The 18,357-nt window shown below is 72.2% G+C and carries 19 protein-coding genes; 11 read left to right on the forward strand and 8 right to left on the reverse strand.

Features of this window, described 5'->3' with window-relative positions:
* Positions 1-35: 35 nt before the first annotated feature.
* The 5 genes from rlmC to DEJ04_RS15970 all read right to left on the reverse strand — a co-directional run bounded on the left by rlmC (position 36) and on the right by DEJ04_RS15970 (position 4,168).
* Positions 36-1,187, reverse strand: a complete 1,152-nt coding sequence (gene rlmC, locus DEJ04_RS15950; protein ID WP_111047709.1) for a 23S rRNA (uracil(747)-C(5))-methyltransferase RlmC — start codon at positions 1,185-1,187, stop codon at positions 36-38.
* A 7-nt stretch (positions 1,188-1,194) separates the two neighbouring features.
* On the reverse strand, positions 1,195-2,061 hold the full coding sequence (locus DEJ04_RS15955; RefSeq protein ID WP_375334740.1) for an SMP-30/gluconolactonase/LRE family protein: 867 nt from the start codon (positions 2,059-2,061) through the stop codon (positions 1,195-1,197).
* A 40-nt stretch (positions 2,062-2,101) separates the two neighbouring features.
* Complete coding sequence (locus DEJ04_RS15960; protein WP_071404822.1) at positions 2,102-2,722, reverse strand: DedA family protein; 621 nt, start codon at positions 2,720-2,722, stop codon at positions 2,102-2,104.
* 67 nt (positions 2,723-2,789) lie between these two features.
* Positions 2,790-3,449 (reverse strand): FadR/GntR family transcriptional regulator, encoded by a 660-nt coding sequence (locus DEJ04_RS15965; protein ID WP_111047710.1) that lies wholly within the window; start codon positions 3,447-3,449, stop codon positions 2,790-2,792.
* Positions 3,446-4,168 carry an SDR family oxidoreductase gene (locus tag DEJ04_RS15970; protein ID WP_181437859.1) on the reverse strand — a complete coding sequence of 241 codons (723 nt, stop codon included), beginning with the start codon at positions 4,166-4,168 and terminating at the stop codon, positions 3,446-3,448. Before DEJ04_RS15970 ends, DEJ04_RS15965 begins: the two co-directional genes overlap by 4 nt.
* Before the next feature lie 45 nt (positions 4,169-4,213).
* On the opposite strand from DEJ04_RS15970, the gene DEJ04_RS15975 reads away from it, so the two are divergent.
* The 7 genes from DEJ04_RS15975 (at position 4,214) to mnhG (ending at position 11,341) form a co-directional block, all read left to right on the forward strand.
* Positions 4,214-4,966: an SDR family NAD(P)-dependent oxidoreductase gene (locus DEJ04_RS15975; protein WP_111028651.1), complete on the forward strand. Its 753-nt coding sequence runs from the start codon at positions 4,214-4,216 to the stop codon at positions 4,964-4,966.
* A 101-nt stretch (positions 4,967-5,067) separates the two neighbouring features.
* On the forward strand, positions 5,068-7,980 hold the full coding sequence (locus DEJ04_RS15980; protein WP_111047712.1) for a Na+/H+ antiporter subunit A: 2,913 nt from the start codon (positions 5,068-5,070) through the stop codon (positions 7,978-7,980).
* Positions 7,977-8,387, forward strand: a complete 411-nt coding sequence (locus tag DEJ04_RS15985) for a Na(+)/H(+) antiporter subunit C (RefSeq protein WP_110865552.1) — start codon at positions 7,977-7,979, stop codon at positions 8,385-8,387. Before DEJ04_RS15980 ends, DEJ04_RS15985 begins: the two co-directional genes overlap by 4 nt.
* The gene (locus tag DEJ04_RS15990) at positions 8,384-10,075 is read left to right on the forward strand and encodes a Na+/H+ antiporter subunit D (RefSeq protein ID WP_017887554.1); all 1,692 of its coding nucleotides are present in this window, start codon (positions 8,384-8,386) and stop codon (positions 10,073-10,075) included. Before DEJ04_RS15985 ends, DEJ04_RS15990 begins: the two co-directional genes overlap by 4 nt.
* The gene (locus DEJ04_RS15995) at positions 10,072-10,653 is read left to right on the forward strand and encodes a Na+/H+ antiporter subunit E (protein ID WP_111028654.1); all 582 of its coding nucleotides are present in this window, start codon (positions 10,072-10,074) and stop codon (positions 10,651-10,653) included. Before DEJ04_RS15990 ends, DEJ04_RS15995 begins: the two co-directional genes overlap by 4 nt.
* Positions 10,650-10,988, forward strand: a complete 339-nt coding sequence (locus DEJ04_RS16000) for a sodium:proton antiporter (protein ID WP_111047713.1) — start codon at positions 10,650-10,652, stop codon at positions 10,986-10,988. The genes DEJ04_RS15995 and DEJ04_RS16000 overlap by 4 nt, the downstream gene beginning before the upstream one ends.
* Positions 10,985-11,341, forward strand: coding sequence for a monovalent cation/H(+) antiporter subunit G (mnhG, locus tag DEJ04_RS16005; RefSeq protein ID WP_071245814.1), 357 nt, complete (start codon positions 10,985-10,987; stop codon positions 11,339-11,341). The genes DEJ04_RS16000 and mnhG overlap by 4 nt, the downstream gene beginning before the upstream one ends.
* A 77-nt stretch (positions 11,342-11,418) precedes the next feature.
* Here the strand turns inward: mnhG and DEJ04_RS16010 are convergent, their stop codons facing one another.
* Positions 11,419-12,660 carry an MFS transporter gene (locus tag DEJ04_RS16010; RefSeq protein ID WP_111047714.1) on the reverse strand — a complete coding sequence of 414 codons (1,242 nt, stop codon included), beginning with the start codon at positions 12,658-12,660 and terminating at the stop codon, positions 11,419-11,421.
* Between the two features lie 561 nt (positions 12,661-13,221).
* Complete coding sequence (gene mgrA, locus DEJ04_RS16015; protein ID WP_111047715.1) at positions 13,222-14,265, reverse strand: L-glyceraldehyde 3-phosphate reductase; 1,044 nt, start codon at positions 14,263-14,265, stop codon at positions 13,222-13,224.
* Positions 14,266-14,355: 90 nt separating this feature from the next.
* On the opposite strand from mgrA, the gene DEJ04_RS16020 reads away from it, so the two are divergent.
* The 3 genes from DEJ04_RS16020 (at position 14,356) to soxR (ending at position 16,464) form a co-directional block, all read left to right on the forward strand.
* Positions 14,356-14,811, forward strand: a complete 456-nt coding sequence (locus tag DEJ04_RS16020) for an iron chaperone (RefSeq protein ID WP_196783353.1) — start codon at positions 14,356-14,358, stop codon at positions 14,809-14,811.
* A 2-nt stretch (positions 14,812-14,813) separates the two neighbouring features.
* On the forward strand, positions 14,814-15,860 hold the full coding sequence (locus DEJ04_RS16025; protein WP_258371401.1) for a YdcF family protein: 1,047 nt from the start codon (positions 14,814-14,816) through the stop codon (positions 15,858-15,860).
* Positions 15,861-15,939: 79 nt separating this feature from the next.
* On the forward strand, positions 15,940-16,464 hold the full coding sequence (gene soxR / locus DEJ04_RS16030) for a redox-sensitive transcriptional activator SoxR (RefSeq protein ID WP_111047716.1): 525 nt from the start codon (positions 15,940-15,942) through the stop codon (positions 16,462-16,464).
* Here the strand turns inward: soxR and DEJ04_RS16035 are convergent.
* A complete protein-coding gene (locus DEJ04_RS16035) occupies positions 16,461-16,901 on the reverse strand; it encodes a MarR family winged helix-turn-helix transcriptional regulator (RefSeq protein WP_216852147.1) in 441 nt (146 codons plus the stop codon). The two genes, soxR and DEJ04_RS16035, sit on opposite strands and share 4 nt — an antisense overlap.
* Before the next feature lie 46 nt (positions 16,902-16,947).
* Here DEJ04_RS16035 and DEJ04_RS16040 point away from each other — a divergent pair, with 46 nt between their 5' ends.
* Positions 16,948-18,192: a multidrug effflux MFS transporter gene (locus tag DEJ04_RS16040; protein ID WP_111047717.1), complete on the forward strand. Its 1,245-nt coding sequence runs from the start codon at positions 16,948-16,950 to the stop codon at positions 18,190-18,192.
* Positions 18,193-18,357: the final 165 nt, after the last annotated feature.

Consider the following 18,357-nt stretch of genomic DNA (forward strand, 5'->3'; position numbering starts at 1 on the left):
GGCAATTGCCTGGCAATGCCGATCGGCGGTCGGGATCAGGCGCGCGTGAGCAGGGTCACGGCCTCGAGGTGACCGGTCTGCGGGAATATGTCGAGCACCCTGGCCCGACGCAGCCGGAACGACGGCATGCGTGCCAGGTCCTTCGCCAGGGTCACCGGGTTGCAGCTCGAGTAGACGACGTGCTGGACGTCCGACTCCTCGAGCCAGGTCGACAACCGCTCCCCGATCCCGCGACGCGGAGGGTTCACGACGACGAGCTCGGGCACCGCGTCCGGACGAGCCCGGAGGGCGTGCTCGGTCGCGTCGTCGGCGGCGAACCGGAGGCCTTCGAGGCCGGCCTCACGAGCGGACTGCTTCGCGGAGCGGATCGCCTCGGCGCTCGTCTCGATGCCGGTCACCACGCGGCCGGGACGGGCAGCGTGCAGCGCGAAACCACCGACGCCGCAGTACAGGTCCCACATCGATGCCGGGTCGAGCTCGTCGATCCAGGCCGTCGCCTGCGCGTACAGCTCGGTCGCGACGCCGGTGTTCGTCTGGAAGAAGCTCTGCGGCCGCAGGTGCATCGTGATCCCGCCGAGCCGCATCGGCAGGGTCTCCTGCTCGGTCAGCACGATCTCGCGGTCGCCCTCGGTGACGGCCTTGTGCTCGGGCAGCAGGTTGGCGGTCACCACGACCGCGTTCGGCAGTGCGGCACGCAGGGCGTCGAGGTGTTGGCGGAGCCGCGGGAGCTGCCCCTCGGAACGCAGCACGAACCGGATCATCAGCTCGCCGTCGGGCGACTCGGTGACCAGGACGTACTTGAGCTCACCCCGGCGCGCGGCGACGTCGTAAGGGATCAGCCCGGCGGTCGAGACGAACTCGGCCAGCACGGGCAACGCGTGCCGGATGCCGGGCGTGCAGATCCCGCAGTGCCGCAGGTCCACCCCGCGCTGCCGGTGGTCGAGGATGCCGACGGTGGGGTGCTGGACGGTCCCACCCACGACCATCTTCGCCTTGTTCCGGTACCCCGACTCCGGGCTCGTGATCGCGGGCGACCAGGAGACCGCTCCGGGGCCCCCGGCGGCCTCGACCGCGGCGTGCAGGAGCTCGCGCGTGCGGAGTTCCTTGTCGAGGACCTGGTCGGCGTAGGGCTGGCCCATGAGCGTGCACGACCGGCACACCCCGCGGTCGAAGTAGTCGCACTGCATGGCCGAGTCAGGATACGGCAGCGTCCCGCGTCGTCGTGGCGATCCGGTACACGGACGTCGTCGCGGTCAGGAAGAGGGTCGTGCCCTCGTCGCCGCCGAAGCACAGGTTCGACGTGACCTCCGGCACGGCGACCGCACCGATCCGGGCACCCGTCGGGTCGAACACGACGACGCCGCGGTGCGAGGACGACCAGACGTTGCCGTGGACGTCGACCCGGATGCCGTCCGGCGCACCCTCTCCGGGCTCGAGCCGCGCGAACACCCGGCCGTTCTTCAGCAGGTCGCCTCGGCGGTCGTAGGCGCGGATGACCGGCTCGTCGCCCGACGAGCTCGCGATGTACAGCACCCGCTCGTCCGGGTCGAAGGCCAGGCCGTTCGGCTCGTCCAGGTCGGTCGCCACTGGTCGCAGGTCCTCGCCCGCCGGGCCGCACCGGAACACCCAGTGGTCGCCGTACTCACGCACGCCCGGGTGTCCCTCGCGCGGCTGGGTGATGCCGTAGGCGGGGTCGGTGAACCAGACGCCGCCGTCCCGCGCGACCACGACGTCGTTCGGGGAGTTGAACCGACCGCCGTCCCACACGTCGACGATCGGCGTGACGACGCCGTCGCGGTCCCGCTCGACCCGACGCAGCCCGTGCGAGCACTGCACGACGCTGCCGTCCCGGTCGAGCGTGCGGCCGTTGGTGAACTCGACACCGTCCGCGTACACCGAGGTCTCCCCCGAGTCCGCGTGCCACTGCAGGATCCGGTCGCCGGGGATGTCGGACCACCGCAGCGTGCGCGTCGACGGGATCCAGCAGGGCCCCTCGGCCCAGGTGCTGCCGGTGGCGATGCGCTCGAGCGCGTCGGGGTCCGGTACGAGGTCGTCGAGCAGCACGGGTTCTCCTTCGAACGGGGTGCTCAGCCTACGTTCGTCAGGCCGCGGCCGCAGCCTCACTCCGTCGTCGCACGGCCTTCTCGATCGCGGAGATCGCGAGGCCGAGCAGGATCGACGCCACGACCGCGAGGGTCGTGACGAGGAAGGGCTGCTCGCGGCTCCAGCGCCCGGTGGCCGAGGCGATGCCGACGCAGTACGCGGCCCACACGACGTCGGCGAGCACGCAGCTGAGCAGGAACCGCCGGAGGTCGAGCCCGCTGTCGGCGCCGACCAGGTTCGTCGTCAACCGGCCCATCGGGATGAAGCGTCCGAGCACCGCGATGCGTCCGGGAGCAGCACGGTAGCGGCCGTCGATGGCGTCCCGGGCCGCGCGGACCTTCGGACGCGCGAACCACGACCTCGAGCCGAGGTCGACCGACCGCGCCAGGTGGTAGAGCCCGAGGTCGCCGAGGACCATCCCGATCGACGCCGCGACGACGAGGAAGAGGACCGGCAGGAGACCGCCGTCACCGCCCACCAGGAGCGTGCCGATCGCGACGACGAGTGCCTGGCTGGGCAGGAAGACCGCGACGCTGCCCACGGCGAGCACGAGGCCGACCACGAAGAACGCCCACGGGGTGCCGACGAGCTGGACGACCAGGTCCTGTGCTGCGTCCACGACTCACCCTCCACGGGCACCGGAGGGGCGCGCCGGGGTCCATCCTCGCAGGTCCGGCGCGCTCCGCTCACGTGCGGTCGACGATCGCCCGCATGGTCGAGGCCGCGTCGTCCGGGCGGCCGTCGAGGACGGCATCGGCGAGTGCCAGGTGGAGGCCGACGTCGTGCCGGTCCGGGCGGATGCTCCCGCGTTCGCGCAGTACCTGGCCGACGACCTGGTGCAGGCGTCGGTACAGGGCGTTGCCGGACAGGTCGAGCACGAGCGCGTGGAACCGCACGTCCGCGGCCACGAAGTCGAGGCGGTCGTCGCGGGTCGCGGCGGCGGCGAGCTCGTCCGCGGTGGTGCGGAGGGCCTCCCGTCGGTCCGCGCACGCGTCGAGCGCCGCTCGCCGGGCCGCTGCGGCAGCGGCGGCGGGTTCGACCGCCGCCCGCAGCTCGCGGAGCTCGACCGCCACGCGGTCACCGTCGGGGCCCCGCAGGCGCCACCGCACCACGCGCGGGTCCAGGACGTCCCACTCCCGCACACCGAGGACGGTCACGCCGACCCGGCGACGTGCGCTGAGCAGGCCGAGCGCGACGAGGACGCGGACGGCCTCGCGGACGATGCTGCGACTGGCGCCCGTCCAGGTCACCAGGTCGTCGACGCTCCGGCGGCTGCCCACGGCGACCGCGCCGGAGACGACGGCGGCACCGACCTGGTCGAGGACCCGTTCGAAGGTGCTCGTCACCGCTGCGAGACCGGCGACAGCACGAGCTCGTCGATGCGCACGTGCGCCGGCGACCCGAGCACGAAGGCGACCGTCCGCCCGATGTCCTCCGGTCGGAGCATGCGCTGCCGCGCGGCCGCGTCGGGGACCTCCGGCCGCTGGTCGAGGAAGTCCGTCGCGACGTCACCCGGGCACAGGTGGGTGGCACGCACGCCGCGCTTGGCCTCCTGCTGGTTGAGCGTCCGGACGACCGACGCGAGCGCCGACTTGCTCGCCGAGTACGCGACACCCGCCCCCGGCTGGAAGGACCACCCGGCGTACGACGACACGACGACGACCACGCCGCCGGCCGCGCGGAGTGCCGGCAGCGCGGCGTCCACCAGCGAGACGACGGCGGTGAGGTTCGTGTCCACGATCGCGCGGAAGTCGGTCAGCGACTGGTCGTCCCACCGACGCCTCGGTGCGTTGAGCCCGGCCGCCAGCACGAGCCCGTCGAGCCGCCCGTGCCGCCCGAGCACGGTGTCCCGCGCGGCTGCGACGGCATCGGGGTCGTTCGCGTCGAGGGGCAGGACGTCCGCGGTTCCCCCGGCGCCGCGGATGGTGCGTGCGACCTGCTCGAGCCGGTCGGCACGGCGCCCGCTGAGGACCACGGTCCAACCGTCCCGCGCCGCTGCCTCGGCGCTCGCGGCCCCCATGCCGCTGCCCCCACCCGTGACCCAGAGCACACGCTGATCCGTCATGCTCGAATAGTATGCCTATTCAAGGCACCGACGACGGGAGCAACGATGCACCTCGACCTGACCGACCGCGTGGTGGTCGTGACCGGCGCAGCGCGCGGGATCGGCCGCACGCTGGCCGACCGCTTCGTCAGCGAGGGGAGCCGCGTCGTCGCGCTCGACCTGGCCTTCGAGCCGGGCTTCCCGCTCGACCACGTCGTGTGCAACGTCGCCGACCCGCAGTCGGTTCGCGACGCCGTGGACGAGGTCGTCCGGCGGCACGGCACGATCGACGTGCTGGTGAACAACGCCGGCATCAACGTCACGGGCACGGTCGCCGAACTGGAGTGGGACGCCTGGCGCCGCTGCATGGACGTCAACCTCGGCGGCACGTTCCTGATGAGCCAGGCCGTGGCTCCGGTGATGCAGGCCGCCGGGCGCGGGCGGATCATCAACGCCGCATCGTTCGCGGCGATCGTGCCCAGCGTCGGGAGCGCGGCCTACGCGGCGTCGAAGGCCGCCGTCGTCTCGTTCACCCGGGTCCTGGCGTCGGAGCTCGGCCCGTGGGGGATCACCGTGAACGCCTACGCACCGGGCATGGTGCCGACAGCGATGAACGGCTTCGCGACGATGCCGGCCGAGGCGCAGGACCGCCTGCTCGACACGCTGTCGCTCCGCCGGTGGGAGACCGCGGACGACGTCGCCGACCTGCTCGTCTTCGTGGCGAGCGACGCTTCCGGGTACATCACCGGCACCCTGCTCGACGTCTCCGGCGGCAAGCTCGCGACCCAGATCCCCGCTCGCGCGCACGGCCGGACCTGAGCGGACTGCTGTCCGGCCGCACAGGTTCTCCACATGGCCTCCTCCGTAGGCTGTGAAAGCCCAGTGAGCCGGACTGCAGCCCGACCCCGAGGAGGTGCCCGATGGTCCTCGTCCTCGTCGCGTTCGCGATCGTCGCCCTGATCGTCCCCGCCCTGACCCCCGTCCTCGGCCGCCGCGTCTTCTACGTGGCGGCCCTCGCCCCCGCCGCGGCGGCGGTGCTGACGATCGCCCAGACCGACGCCGCCCTGCACGGCAGCGTCGTCGAACGGCACCAGTGGGTCCCCCAGCTCGACCTCGACGTCACGCTGCGGATGGACGCCCTGTCGTGGGTGCTCGCCCTCGTGGTGTCGATCGTCGGCGCGTTGGTGCTGGTCTACTGCGCCTCGTACTTCGAGCGGGACGAACCCGGGCTCGGTCGGTTCGCCGGGGTCCTGACCGCCTTCGCCGGCTCGATGTACGGGCTCGTGATCGCCGACGACGTCATCGTGCTGTTCGTCCTGTGGGAGGCCACGACGGTCTTCTCCTACCTGCTCATCGGGCACGACGCCGCGAAGCGTGCCAGTCGCGCCGCCGCCATGCAGGCGCTCGTGGTGACCACCGCCGGTGGCCTGGCGATGCTCGCGGGCCTCGTGATGCTCTCGGTCACGGCGGGCACGACCTCGCTGTCCGCGATCGTCGCCGATCCCCCGAGCGGCACGGTCGTCTCGGTGTCGGTGGTCCTCGTGCTGCTCGGGGCGCTCACGAAGTCCGCGATCGTGCCGTTCCACTTCTGGCTTCCCGCCGCGATGGCCGCACCCACACCGGTCAGCGCGTACCTGCACGCCGCGGCGATGGTGAAGGCCGGCATCTACCTGGTGGCCCGGCTCGCCCCCGCGTTCGCGCTGCTCGACGGCTGGCGCGAGACGATCACGCTGCTCGGCGTCGCCGGGATGCTCGTCGGCGGGTACCGCGCCCTGCGGCAGACCGACCTCAAGCTCCTGCTCGCCTACGGCACCGTGGCCCAGCTCGGGTTCCTCGTGCTCGCCGCCGGCTGGGGTGCCCCCGCGGTCGCCCTCGGCGGGGTCGCGCTCCTCGTGGCCCACGCCGCCTTCAAGTCGACGCTCTTCCTGGTCGTCGGCGCGATCGACCACGTCACCGGCACGCGTGACCTCGGTCGGCTCAGCGGGCTCGGCCGCGCCCGCCCGTGGCTGGCGGTCGTCGCGGTGCTCGCGCTGCTGTCGATGGCCGGGATCCCGCCGACGATCGGGTTCGTCGCGAAGGAAGCCGTGCTGACCGGGTTCACCGAGTCCCTGCACGGCCCCGACGCCGGCTGGGCCTGGTTCGCCCTGATCGGTGTGACCGTCGGTTCGGTGCTCACCGTGGCCTACTCGCTGCGGTTCCTGTGGGGCGCCTTCGCCCGCAAGCCCGGCATCGCGACCACCGAGCCGCACGCCCTGCACGGCCTCGCCGTCGTGCCCTCGGTGCTCGCGCTGGCCGGCCTTGCCCTCGGCCTGCTCACCCCGGTGGTCGCGCACGGCATCGAGCCCGCTGCCACGACCGCCGCACTCGGTGGCGAGGACGTCCCGCACCTCGCGCTCTGGCACGGCCTCGAACCTGCGCTCGGCCTGTCCGCGATCACCCTGGTCGGCGGCCTCGCACTGTTCGCCCTGCGTCGTCCGGTCGAAGCGCTCCAGCACCGGCTCGCGGGGTTCCCGAGCGCTGCGGGCACGTACCGGCACGGCATGCGACTGCTCGACCGCGGGGCGACCGGACTCACCGCGAGCCTGCAGCGCGGCTCGCTCCCCTACTACCTGACCGTGATCCTGTCGGTCTTCGTCGCCGGGGCGCTCGCCAACCTGGTGCTCGGCGGGCCGTGGGAGTTCCACGTCCGGTTCGCCGACTCGTGGGGCCAGATCCCGGTGATGATCGTGATGTCGATCGCGGGCATCGCGGTGCTCACGGCGAAGACCCGGTTCGCCGCCGCGGTGCTGGTCGGCGTCACCGGCTACGGCCTCTCGGTGCTGTTCGTCCTGCACGGCGCCGTCGACCTCGCCCTGACGCAGCTCGTGGTCGAGACGGTCACCCTGATCGCCTTCGTCCTGGTGCTCCGACGGCTGCCCCCGCGCATCGCCACGACCAACCCGTCGCGGTTCCGGGTCGTGCGGGCGCTCTTCGCCGGGCTGGCGGGGTTGACGCTGGCGATCGTCGTCGTCGTTGCTGCCTCGGCCCGGACGGCACGCCCCCTCTGGCCCGACCTGCCCGCGCTGACGAGCTCGTTCGGGCACGGTCTGAACGTGGTGAACGTCGCCCTCGTCGACCTGCGCGGCTGGGACACCCTCGGTGAGCTCACGGTCGTGGTCGCCGCGGCCACCGGCGTCGCGAGCCTGATCTTCGTGAACTCGCGCGAGGACACCCTGCCCCGGCTGCGGGACCTGCCGGAGACCCTGACCGCGAACGGCGAGCGCACCGACGGCGAGCCCCGCGCCTGGCTGCCGACGAGCGCCGCGATCCCGACCGGCCGTTCGGCACTGCTCGACGTGGTCGTCCGCCTGCTGTTCCACGGCCTGATCGTGCTGTCGGTGTACCTGCTGTTCGCCGGGCACAACTCGGCCGGTGGCGGGTTCGCTGGTGGCCTGGTCGCCGGCATCGCGCTCGCGGCCCGCTACCTGGCCGGCGGCCCGGCCGAACTCGGCGCAGCGGCCCCGGTGCGTGCCGGTCGACTGCTCGGGCTCGGTGTCGCGACGGCAGCGATCACCGCGATCGTGCCGCTGTTCTTCGGCCGCGAAGCCCTGTACTCCGAGTTCTTCGAGGCCACCGTCCCGATCCTCGGGCACGTCGAGTTCGTCACCGCCACGTTCTTCGACATCGGCGTCTACCTGGTCGTCGTCGGCCTGGTGCTCGACGTCCTCCGCAGCCTCGGCGCCGAGGTCGACCGGCAGCGCCTCGAGGACGCCTCGACCCCGACCCGCGACACCACCGAGGGGTCCGTCAGCGATGCCCTCGATGCCCCCACCCCGGAAGGGAGCGCCACGTGACCGTCACCCTCGTCCTCGTGATCGCCATGGCGGTGTTGTTCTCGTGCGGCGTCTACCTGCTGCTCGAACGCTCCCTGACCCGGATGCTCCTCGGCTTCCTGCTGCTCGGCAACTCGCTCAACCTGCTGCTGCTGGTGATGTCCGGCGCCGCGGGCGATCCGCCGATCGGCAAGAGCGCCGAGGGCATCACCGACCCGCTCCCCCAGGCGTTCGCCCTGACCGCGATCGTGATCACCTTCGCCGTCAGCGCGTTCCTGCTGGCCCTGATCCACCGGTCGTGGCAGCTGTCCCGCGCCGACGAGGTCGAGGTCGACGAAGCCGACGCCGCCATCGGCCGCGACCGCGACGAGGCGGCCGACGAGGACCCGGAGACCACCACCGACGCAGAACAGGAGGCGACCCGATGACCTGGCTCGTCCCGCTCCTCGTCCTCGTCCCGCTGCTCGGTGCCGCGGTCGCGCTCGGACTCCTCCGGCACCAGAAGCTCCAGCGTGCGATCACCGTCGTGGTGCTCGTCGTGGCGCTGGCCGTCGCCGCCACGCTCATGGTCCTGGTCGACCGGCACGGCACGATCGTGGTGCAGGTCGGCGGGTGGGACGCCCCCTACGGCATCTCGCTCGTCGTCGACCGGCTCAGCGCGCTGCTGCTCACCGTCAGCGCGAGCGTCCTGCTGCTCGTCCTGCTCTTCTCGATCGGACAGGGCCTGGCCGCCGACGACGAGGACGCCCCGGTCACGATCTTCTACCCGACGTACCTCGTGCTCGCGGCCGGTGTGCTCGACTCGTTCATCGCGGGCGACCTGTTCAACCTGTACGTCGCGTTCGAGATGCTGCTGGTGGCGAGCTACGTGCTCATCACGCTGGGCGGCAGCGAACAGCGCGTCCGGGCCGGCACGACGTACATCGTCACGAGCCTGATCGCGTCGGCGATCTTCCTCGCCGCCATCGGGCTGGTCTACGGCGCCACCGGCACGGTGAACATCGCCCAGATCAGCGAGCGCGTCGCCGACCTGCCGGAGCACGTCCAGCTGCTCCTGCACACGATGCTGCTGATCGGGTTCGGCATCAAGGCCGCCGTGTTCCCACTGGCGTTCTGGCTGCCGGACTCGTACCCGACGGCCCCGGCGCCGGTCACCGCGGTCTTCGCGGGCCTGCTGACCAAGGTCGGCATCTACGCGATCATCCGGCTCGAGACGGTGATCTTCCCACGACCACAGCTCAACGAGGTGCTGCTCGTCGTCGCCGCACTGACGATGGTGGTCGGGGTGCTCGGCGCGGTGTCGCAGACCGACGTGAAACGGCTGCTGTCCTTCACGCTGATCAGCCACATCGGCTTCATGGTGATGGGCGTCGGACTCGGCACCGTCGCGGGGACGGCGGCAGCCGTGTTCTACACGGTGCACCACATCGTCGTGCAGACCACGCTGTTCCTGGTGTCCGGTCTGATGGAGCGTGTCGGCGGGACGACCTCGACCCGGTCGCTCGGCGGACTGCTGAAGGCCGCTCCGCTGCTGGCCGCCCTGTACCTGATCCCCGCGTTCAACCTGGGTGGGATCCCGCCGTTCTCCGGCTTCATCGGCAAGCTCGGCCTGTTCCGCGCCGCCGCCGAGGACGGTTCCCCGATGGCGTACGTCACCATCGGCGCCGGCGTCGTCACCTCGCTGCTCACCCTGTACGCGCTCATGCGGGTCTGGGACGCCGCCTTCTGGCGGCCGAAGCCGGCGGCCGAGGCCGCCGCCCCGCACGCGACGAGTGCCGAACCGCACGCCCACCTGCGGTCGCCGGAACCGGCGCCGCTCACCGTCTCCGAGGAGACGGGCGAGGCGTACCACCCGGGAGGCTCGGTGACGGTCACCGACGCACCGCACGCGGCCACTGCCTCCAGTCCGACCACCGGCGCGACCGAGGCGGTCGGCGAGGCTCCCGAGAAGGTGCGCCTGCCGCGCATGCTCGTCGGCGTGACGACCGTCGCGGTGCTCGGGTCCGTCGCCCTGACGGTCGTCGCCGGCCCGCTCTACGGCTACGCGACCCGCGCAGCGGAGTCGCTGGAGTCGCCCGACCGCTACGTGCAGGCCGTGCTCGGAGGTGAGCGATGACCGACGTCCGCCGCATCTCGAACGCCCGCCGGATCGCGCTGGCGTGGCGCTACGACGTGCCCCTGGTCGCGGGGCTCACCGTGCTCTGGGCGCTGCTCTGGGGGTCGTGGACCCCGCTGACGCTGCTGTGCGGCATCGTCGTGGCGCTCATCGTCACCCAGGCGCTGCCGCTCCCGCCGGTCCCCCTGTCCGCACGGTTCTCGATCGTGCACGTGCTGCGGTTCCTGGCGGTGTGGTCCGGGCTCGTCGTCGTGGCGTCCTTCCGGGTCGCCTGGGTCGCGTTCCGTCCTCGCGGTGTGCGGCGGAGCTCGATCACGCTCGTGCAGCTGCACTCGACCTCCGAGATGACCTTCACCCTGGCCACGCTGGCGATCTCGCTCGTGCCCGGCTCGTACGTCGCCGACGTGGACCTGCGGCGCCGTCGCCTGCTGCTCCACGTGCTCGACACCGAGCGCCTCGAGCAGGTCGAGGACGAACGCCGCGTCGCACTCCGGATCGAGGCCATGGTCATCCGCGCACTGGGATCCAAGCAGGACGTCTCCGAGCTGTCCGAGCCCCTGCCGGAGGTGACCCGATGAGCCCCGCCGTCGTCGTGATGGGCATCGCCGTCGCGCTCGTGCTCGCGCTCCTCGGGGCGACGTTCGCCCTCGCGGTGTTCCGCATCGTGCGCGGCCCGACGATCCTCGACCGCATGATCGGCTCCGACATGGTGCTGACCACCGTGCTCGTGGTCATCGCGGCCGCGATGGTCATCCGCCAGGACCTGACCGGCATCCCCGTGCTCGTGGTGATCTCGGCGACGAGTGTGTTCGCCACGGTCGCCGTCGCCCGGGCCGTCACGCCCTCGGCCGACCCGTCCGACGAGGGACTGGCCGTCACCACCCCCGAGCGCGCCGAGGAGGACCAGTCGTGATCGAGATCATCGAGTCGTTCGTCGACGACGCCGGCATCCGCGCCTGGATCGCCATCGGGCTGTTGCTCGTCGGGTCGCTGCTGTCGCTCGGCGCCGGGGTCGGCATCGTCCGGTTCCCGGACCCGCTCGTCCGCCTGCACGCGATGGCGAAGCCGCAGGTGCTCGGGCTCGCGCTCGCCCTGGCCGCCATCGTCGTGGCGGTGTGGACGTGGACGGCGTTCTGGGTCGTGCTGCCGATCATGGTGTTCCAGCTGTTCCTGGTGCCGGTGTCGACGCACATGATCGCGCGCGCCGGCCTGCGCGCCGACGACTACCGGCACGAGGACCTGCTCGTCGACGACACGGAGTCCTGACGCACAGACATGACGGACCGGAGGCCCGTGGCGGCGTCGCCACGGGCCTCCGGTTCGTCAGGTGGTCACGTTCGCGGTCAGGCGGTCACGATCCGACGCGGGAGCAGCAGGTTGCCGACCGCGGCGACCACGACGATCGCGGCGGAGACCGCCGGCAGCAGCATCGCTGCGGCGGTGCCGTGGTGCTCGGCGACGTCCCCGGTGATCGCGGAGGCGATCGACTGCCCGACGATCACGGCCGACCCGAGGATCGTCATCGTGGTCGCGGACCGGCCGACCGGTGAGCGGTCCGAGCCGAGGCTGTACTGGGCGACCAGGGTCGGCCCGATCCCGATGCCCATGATCGCGAGGACGATGCCTGCGGCGACGACGGAGTCGGCGCTGGCGAACGCGATCGCACCGGCGAGGAGCACGACGCCGAACACGAGCCAGCGCCAACCGAGGCCGAACGACCGCGGGAACGCTGCCGACCCGAGCGCCAACCCGGCGGAACCGATGCCCATCAGGCCGTAGAGCAGGCCGGCCTGCGAGGCCTCGCCGTGGGTCTCCATGAACGCCGTCAGCGAGGTGAGCGTCGAGCCGAAGAACAGCCCGATGCCGAGGATGCCGACGACCACGACGACGAGCCTCGGGCGCAGGAGCTGCCGTGCGGGTGCCTGCGTCGGCTCCGCGTGCTGGTCGACCACGAGCTTGCCGGTCGGGTGCAGCGCGAACGCGGTCACGAACACGAACGTCAGGACCGAGGCGCCGGCGACGGCCACCCACGGGGCGATCGCGCTGGCGAGGATGCCGACCAGGAACGGGCCGATGATGAACACGGTCTCGTCGGCGGCGGACTCGTAGGCCATGGTGCCGCTGAGGGTCTTCTCGCGCCGCGCCGGGGCCATCCGCTGCCGGATGATCGCGACGAGCCGGGTGCGGGACATCGGGGCGACCTGCGGGGCAGAGGCACCGATGCAGAACGCGACGGCGAGGACGGCGAGGTCGGGCGCGGTGCCGCTGACGACGAACGGGAAGAACCCGAGCAGCGCCGCGTTCACCAGGCCGACGGGGACGAGCACCGCCCGCTGGCCGTAACGGTCCGCCGCGGCACCGACCATCGGGCCGAAGATCGCGGAGCCGATGCCGACGGCGGCGGAGTTGATGCCGCCGAGGGCGACGGAGTCACGGGCGGCGACGACGAGGGTCAGGACGCCGACCACCATCATCGCGAACGGGAGCCGGGCGATGAAGGCCACGGGGAAGTACCAGCGGCCGGCGAGGGAGACGAGTGAGCGGTCCGGAGCGGGCGGGGCGTCGGTGGAACGGGTCTGGAGCATCGGGGTTGTGCCTTCTCGGCCCGCCCGGTTCGGTGGCGGCGGACCCATCGGGTGCCGCCGTTGTCCGCCGGGATGCCGGCGGCCGGTAGATACACACTGCGTGTTGTCGAACGCTGTCGATGGTACCAACCGGCCGCCGCGCACCGGAGGAGTTCGCTCCGGGCGCCGTCCCGGCGGTCAGCCGTGGTGCGGTCGCAGACCGTCGCCTGCGGCGCCGCCAGCCGACAGGTCGTGACCGGACGGCGCGCGACCCGCGACGGGTCGTGACCGGGCTGCGCGGGCCGGCCACGCGACGCAACGCGACCGGACCACGGACGGGAGGCGCGTGGCGGCGTGCCCCGCGCCTCCCGTCCGCCGTGCCGCGCGCCCAGGGCCCCCGCAGCGGTCACGACACCCCGTCGGCCGTGCGCGGCACGGTCGCAGACCGTCGCCTGCGGCGCCGCCAGCCGACGGTTCGTGACCGGTCGGCAGGAAACCCGCGACGTGTCGCGACCAGCCGGCGGGACCCGCCGAACAACCAGATGCGACCGCCCGAGGGACTGCTGCGGCGCGGCGCTCGGGTCAGGAGACCTCGCCCGCGCGGGCTCCCGCCCACAGGTCGACGTCCGTGATGCCGACCGAGTGCTCGTCGATGACGCGGAGCTCCTCGTCGGTGAACGACGTGTTCGACAGCGCGGCGACGTTGTCCTCGAGCTGCGACACCCGCGAGGCGCCGATCACGAGCGAGGTCACCCGCTCGTCGCGGAGCGCCCAGGCGAGGGCGAGCTGCGCGAGGGACTGTCCGCGGGCGGCCGCGACGTCGTTCAGGGCACGGAGGTGCTCGACGACCTCGGGCGTGATGCTCGACGCGTCGAGGGACTTGCCCGCTGCCGCGCGGGAGTCCTCGGGCACGCCGTTCAGGTACTTGCCGGTCAGCAGCCCCTGCGCCAGCGCGGTGAAGCCGATCACGCCGAAGCCGAGCTCGCCGGCGGCGTCGAGTAGCCCCTCGGTCTCGATCCAACGGTTGAGCATCGAGTACGAGGGCTGGTGGATGAGGAGCGGCGTGCCGAGGTCGCGGAGGATCTCGGCTGCCTGCCGGCTGCGCTCGGCGTCGTACGACGAGATGCCGACGTACAGCGCCTTGCCCTGCTGGACCGCGGTGTGCAGGGCGCCCATCGTCTCCTCGAGCGGGGTCGAGGCGTCGAGGCGGTGCGAGTAGAAGACGTCGACGTAGTCCAGGCCCGTGCGCTGCAGCGACTGGTCGAGCGAGGCGAGCACGTACTTGCGCGAGCCACCGCCCTGCCCGTACGGCCCCGGCCACATGTCCCAGCCGGCCTTCGTCGAGACGACCATCTCGTCGCGGTAGGGCCGGAAGTCCTCGCGCATCAGGCGGCCGAAGTTCACCTCGGCGGCACCGTACGGCGGGCCGTAGTTGTTCGCGAGGTCGTGGTGGGTGATCCCGAGGTCGAACGCCCGGCGGCTGATGGCGCGCTGGTTCTCGAAGGGCATGTCGTCCCCGAAGTTGTGCCAGTACCCCAGGGAGAGCAGCGGCAGGTCGAGGCCCGAGCGGCCGGTCCGGCGGTACGTCATCGAGTCGTAGCGGTCGTCACTGGCGATGTAGGTCATGGGACGAGCCTGGCACTCGTTCGAGCCCTGGCCTCGCATGCTTCGCTTCCCGGACCCATGATGGGTGCACGAGACCACGAGGAGACGACGATGGCACGGACGACGAAGACCGAGACCACCTTCACCGACGAGGAGCGCGCGGCGATGCAGGAGCACGCCGCGGAGGTCAAGCGCGCCCGCGGCACGAAGGGCACCAAGGCCGAGAAGGCGGCGGCCGACGCCGCTGCGGTCGAGGCGAAGATCGCCGAGATGCCCCAGCCGGACCGCGGGCTGGCGGAGCGCATCCACCGCATCGCGCTCGAGGTCGCGCCCGAGCTCGCGCCGAAGCTCTGGTACGGCATGCCCGCCTACGCCCGGGACGGCAAGGCGGTGTTCTTCTTCCAGGACGCCGCCAAGTTCAAGGCCCGCTACGCGACACTCGGGTTCCAGGACTCGGCCGCGCTCGACGACGGCACGTTCTGGCCGACGTCGTGGGCGATCAGCCCCGAGTTCTCCGAGGCCGACGAGGCACGGGTGGCCGACCTGATCCGTCGCGCGGTCGGCTGACGGTGCTCGGGCTGGGCGCCGCTCCCGTCTTCGCCCTGCTGTTCCTGGTGCTGTACGTCCTGGGGCGGCGACGGGATCCGCGGATGCTCCGCAACGGGGTGTTCCTGACCGCGGCCGTGCTGTTCGGGCTCGCGACGGTCGTGGCCGTGCTGACCAGGGTGGTCCCCGGGTTCAGCCTGCTCGTCGCCGTGGTGCTGCTGCTCGTGCCGCTCGCCGTGGTGGTGCTCGGCGTCGCCCTGGTCGCGAACGGCCTGCAGATGCTCCGGGCCGAGGGGCGCAGCGTCGGCAACCTGCTGTCGCTCGCCGCCGGGGTGGCCGTGTTCGTGCTGCCGACGATCGCCATCGCCCTGCTCGTCTCGGGCAGCGGTGAGGGCTTCACGCTGTGGGACGGCACGAAGATCGCGATCGCCGTGCTGATGGTGTTCGTCTGCGGGTACTTCGCGCTGTCGCTGGTCGCGTTCGCCCTGTACTCCGTGGTCTACGGGCGGACGCGGCACGGCATCGTCCCCGACACGATCGTGGTCCTCGGCTCCGGGCTCGTGCACGGCGAGGTCCCACCCCTGCTGCAGAGCCGGCTCGACCGGGCGCTCGGCGTCTACCGGGCCGAACGGGCCGCCGGACGCCGACCGCTCCTCATGCCGTCCGGCGGACAGGGCGACGACGAGCCCCGCCCCGAGGGCACCGCGATGGCCGAGTACCTGGTGGCGCACGGTGCCGACGCGGACGACGTCGTGGCGGAGACCGCGTCGCGGAACACCCGCGAGAACCTCCGGTTCTCGCGGGACGTGCAGACGGCCGCCGGCCGGGACGGCCAGATGGTCGTGGTCACGAACAACTACCACGTGCTGCGGGCCGCGACCCTGGCCCGTCGCCTCGACCTGCCGGCCCAGGTCGTCGGCGCGCGCACGGCGGCGTACTACGTCCCGAGTGCGTTCCTGCGGGAGTTCGCCGCGGTGATCGTCGAGCACCGCTGGCTGAACGTGGTCGCCTGCACGCCGTTCGTGCTGTTCACCGGGTTCCTGCTCTGGGAGTCGTTCCAGCAGCGGTAGACGCGACCCACGGACGGACTGGAGGCCCGTGGCGGGCCCGCCACGGGCCTCCAGTCCGAGCCGCCGTAAGATCTCGACCATGGTCGAGATCCAGCCGCCACGTCCCACCGACCTGCTGCCCATCGGCGAGATCGTCCGCCGCACGGGCGTCGCCGCCTCGGCCCTGCACTTCTACGAGCGCAAGGGCCTGATCCACCCGGAGCGCACCGATGGCGGCACGCGGATGTACCCGCGGCACGTCGAACGGCGGATCGCGATCATCCAGGTGGCCAAGCGCCTCGGCATCCCACTCAGCGAGGTCGCCGAGCAGTTCGAGGCCCTGCCCGCCGACCGCATGCCCTCGCTGCGCGACTGGAACCGGTTGAACGAGCGGTGGCGCGCACGACTGCGGGCCCGTCAGCTCGAGCTCGAGCGCCTGCAGCAGGAGATGACGCAGTGCATCGGCTGCGGGTGCGTCTCGCTCGGCGCGTGTTCGGTCGTGAACCCCGGTGATGCCCTGGGCGACGAGGGGCACGGCGCGCGTCGCCTGCTGCCGATCCAGGACGAGGCGGCCGACGACGCCGCTGCCGCTGCCGCCGCCGCTGCCGAGGACGCTGTCGCCTAGCCCGCGCGCAGTCCGTCGTCGATCCGCTGCAGCAGCTCCAGCGCCTCGACCGCACCGCGCTCGTCGCCACCGAGGGCCGTGCGGAGCTTGCCCGACCAGTGCCGGTAGAGCCGGTCGACGCTCTCCTGGGCCAGGGCGGTCGAGTGCAGCTGCACGGTCCGGGCGTCCGCCGGGTCCTGGCGCCGCTCGACCATGCCCTTCGCCACGAGCGACCGGAGCGCGACGCTGAGGTTGCTGCGCTGCAGGGCCGTCGCCTCGGCGGTGGCACTGGGCGAGGTGCCGGGGTTGCGGTTGATCCAGCGCATGACGAGCGCCTCGGTGCCGGTCAGCGGCACGATGTCGAGGGTCTCCGAGCCGTGCGGGTCGATGTCGCGCGCGATCCGGAGCAGGACGTCCGCGAACTCGGCGAGGACGTGGTCGGACACGGCGGAGTGCATGACCGTACTGTACCGATCTCGGGCGATGAGTTATGCTTTCATAACAATGACCACGGACACCGGAACCATCCGCGCGACGATCGCGACACCCACGACCAAGCAGCAGGGCATCACGACCGCGCTGCTCCTGGTGCTCGGCCTGCTCAGTGCCGTCGCCCCCTTCGCCACCGACCTGTACCTGCCGGCGTTCCCGCAGATGACCACCGAGCTCGGGGCGAGCGCCACCGCCGTCCAGCTCACCCTGACCGCGTTCCTGGTGGGCGTGACCGCGGGCCAGCTCGTGTTCGGTCCGCTGTCCGACCGGTTCGGCCGCGTGCCACCGCTCATCGCCGGTGCCGCGGTGTGCGTGCTCGCCAGCATCGCCGCGGTGCTCGCGCCGAACATCGGCGTGCTCATCGCGGCCCGCCTGCTGCAGGGCCTCGGCGGTGCGGCCGGCATGGTGATCAGCCGTGCGGTCATCTCCGACCTGGCGACCGGCAAGTCCGCCGCCCGCGCGTTCTCGCTCATGATGATCGTCGGCGGGGTCGCCCCGGTCGTCGCACCGCTGCTCGGCGGCCTGCTCACCGGTCCGATCGGCTGGCGCGGCCTGCTCTCGATCGTGCTCGGCCTGTCGGTCGTCATGCTCATCGCGGTCCTCGCCGTGATCCGCGAGACCCACCTGAAGGAACACCGCGACGCCCTGCGCGAGGAACGCCGTGGCTCGGGCTCGGCCCTGCGTGCCCTGCGCTCCCGCACGTTCCTCGGCTACACCGCGGTGTTCGGCTTCGCGTTCGCCGTGATGATGGCCTACATCTCCGCGTCGCCGTTCCTGTACCAGGACATGATCGGCTTCGGCACGGTCGGCTACGGCCTGGCCTTCGGGCTGAACGCCCTGGCGCTGATGGGCGTCAGCATCCTGTCCGCCAAGCTCACCGCGACCCGTTCGGTCACGGGCGTGCTGTCGCTCGGCATCGTGCTGGTGCTCGCGTCGACCGTGGCGTTCGCGCTGCTCGTCGTCTCCGGGGCCCCGGTCATCTGGCTCGCCGTGCCGCTGTTCACCGCGGTCGGCTCGCTCGGCCTGGTGCTCGGCAACGCCACCGCACTCGCCCTCGGTGCCGTGCCCTCGGCTGCCGGCAGCGCCTCGGCCGTGCTCGGTGCCCTGCAGTTCGGGCTCGCGGCGCTCGTGTCCCCGCTCGTCAGCATCGGCGGCTCGGACACCGCGGCGCCGCTGGCGATCGTGATGCTCGCCGCCGCCGTGGTGGCCGTCGTGGCGCTGCTCGCGGCGCGGGGCCGGACCAGCACGCCCAGCTGACCCGGAAGGACACCGGCCACTGACCCGGAACGACACCGCCTGCTGACGCGGAACGACACCCGCCGCTGACGTGGAACGACACTGTCGACGTCGCCCGACATCGACAGTGTCGTTCCGCGTCGACCAGACCGCCCCCGACCCGGCCCCAACCAGCCCGTCCTCATC

The organism is Curtobacterium sp. MCLR17_044, assembly GCF_003234435.1.
GTDB classification, from domain to species: domain Bacteria; phylum Actinomycetota; class Actinomycetes; order Actinomycetales; family Microbacteriaceae; genus Curtobacterium; species Curtobacterium flaccumfaciens.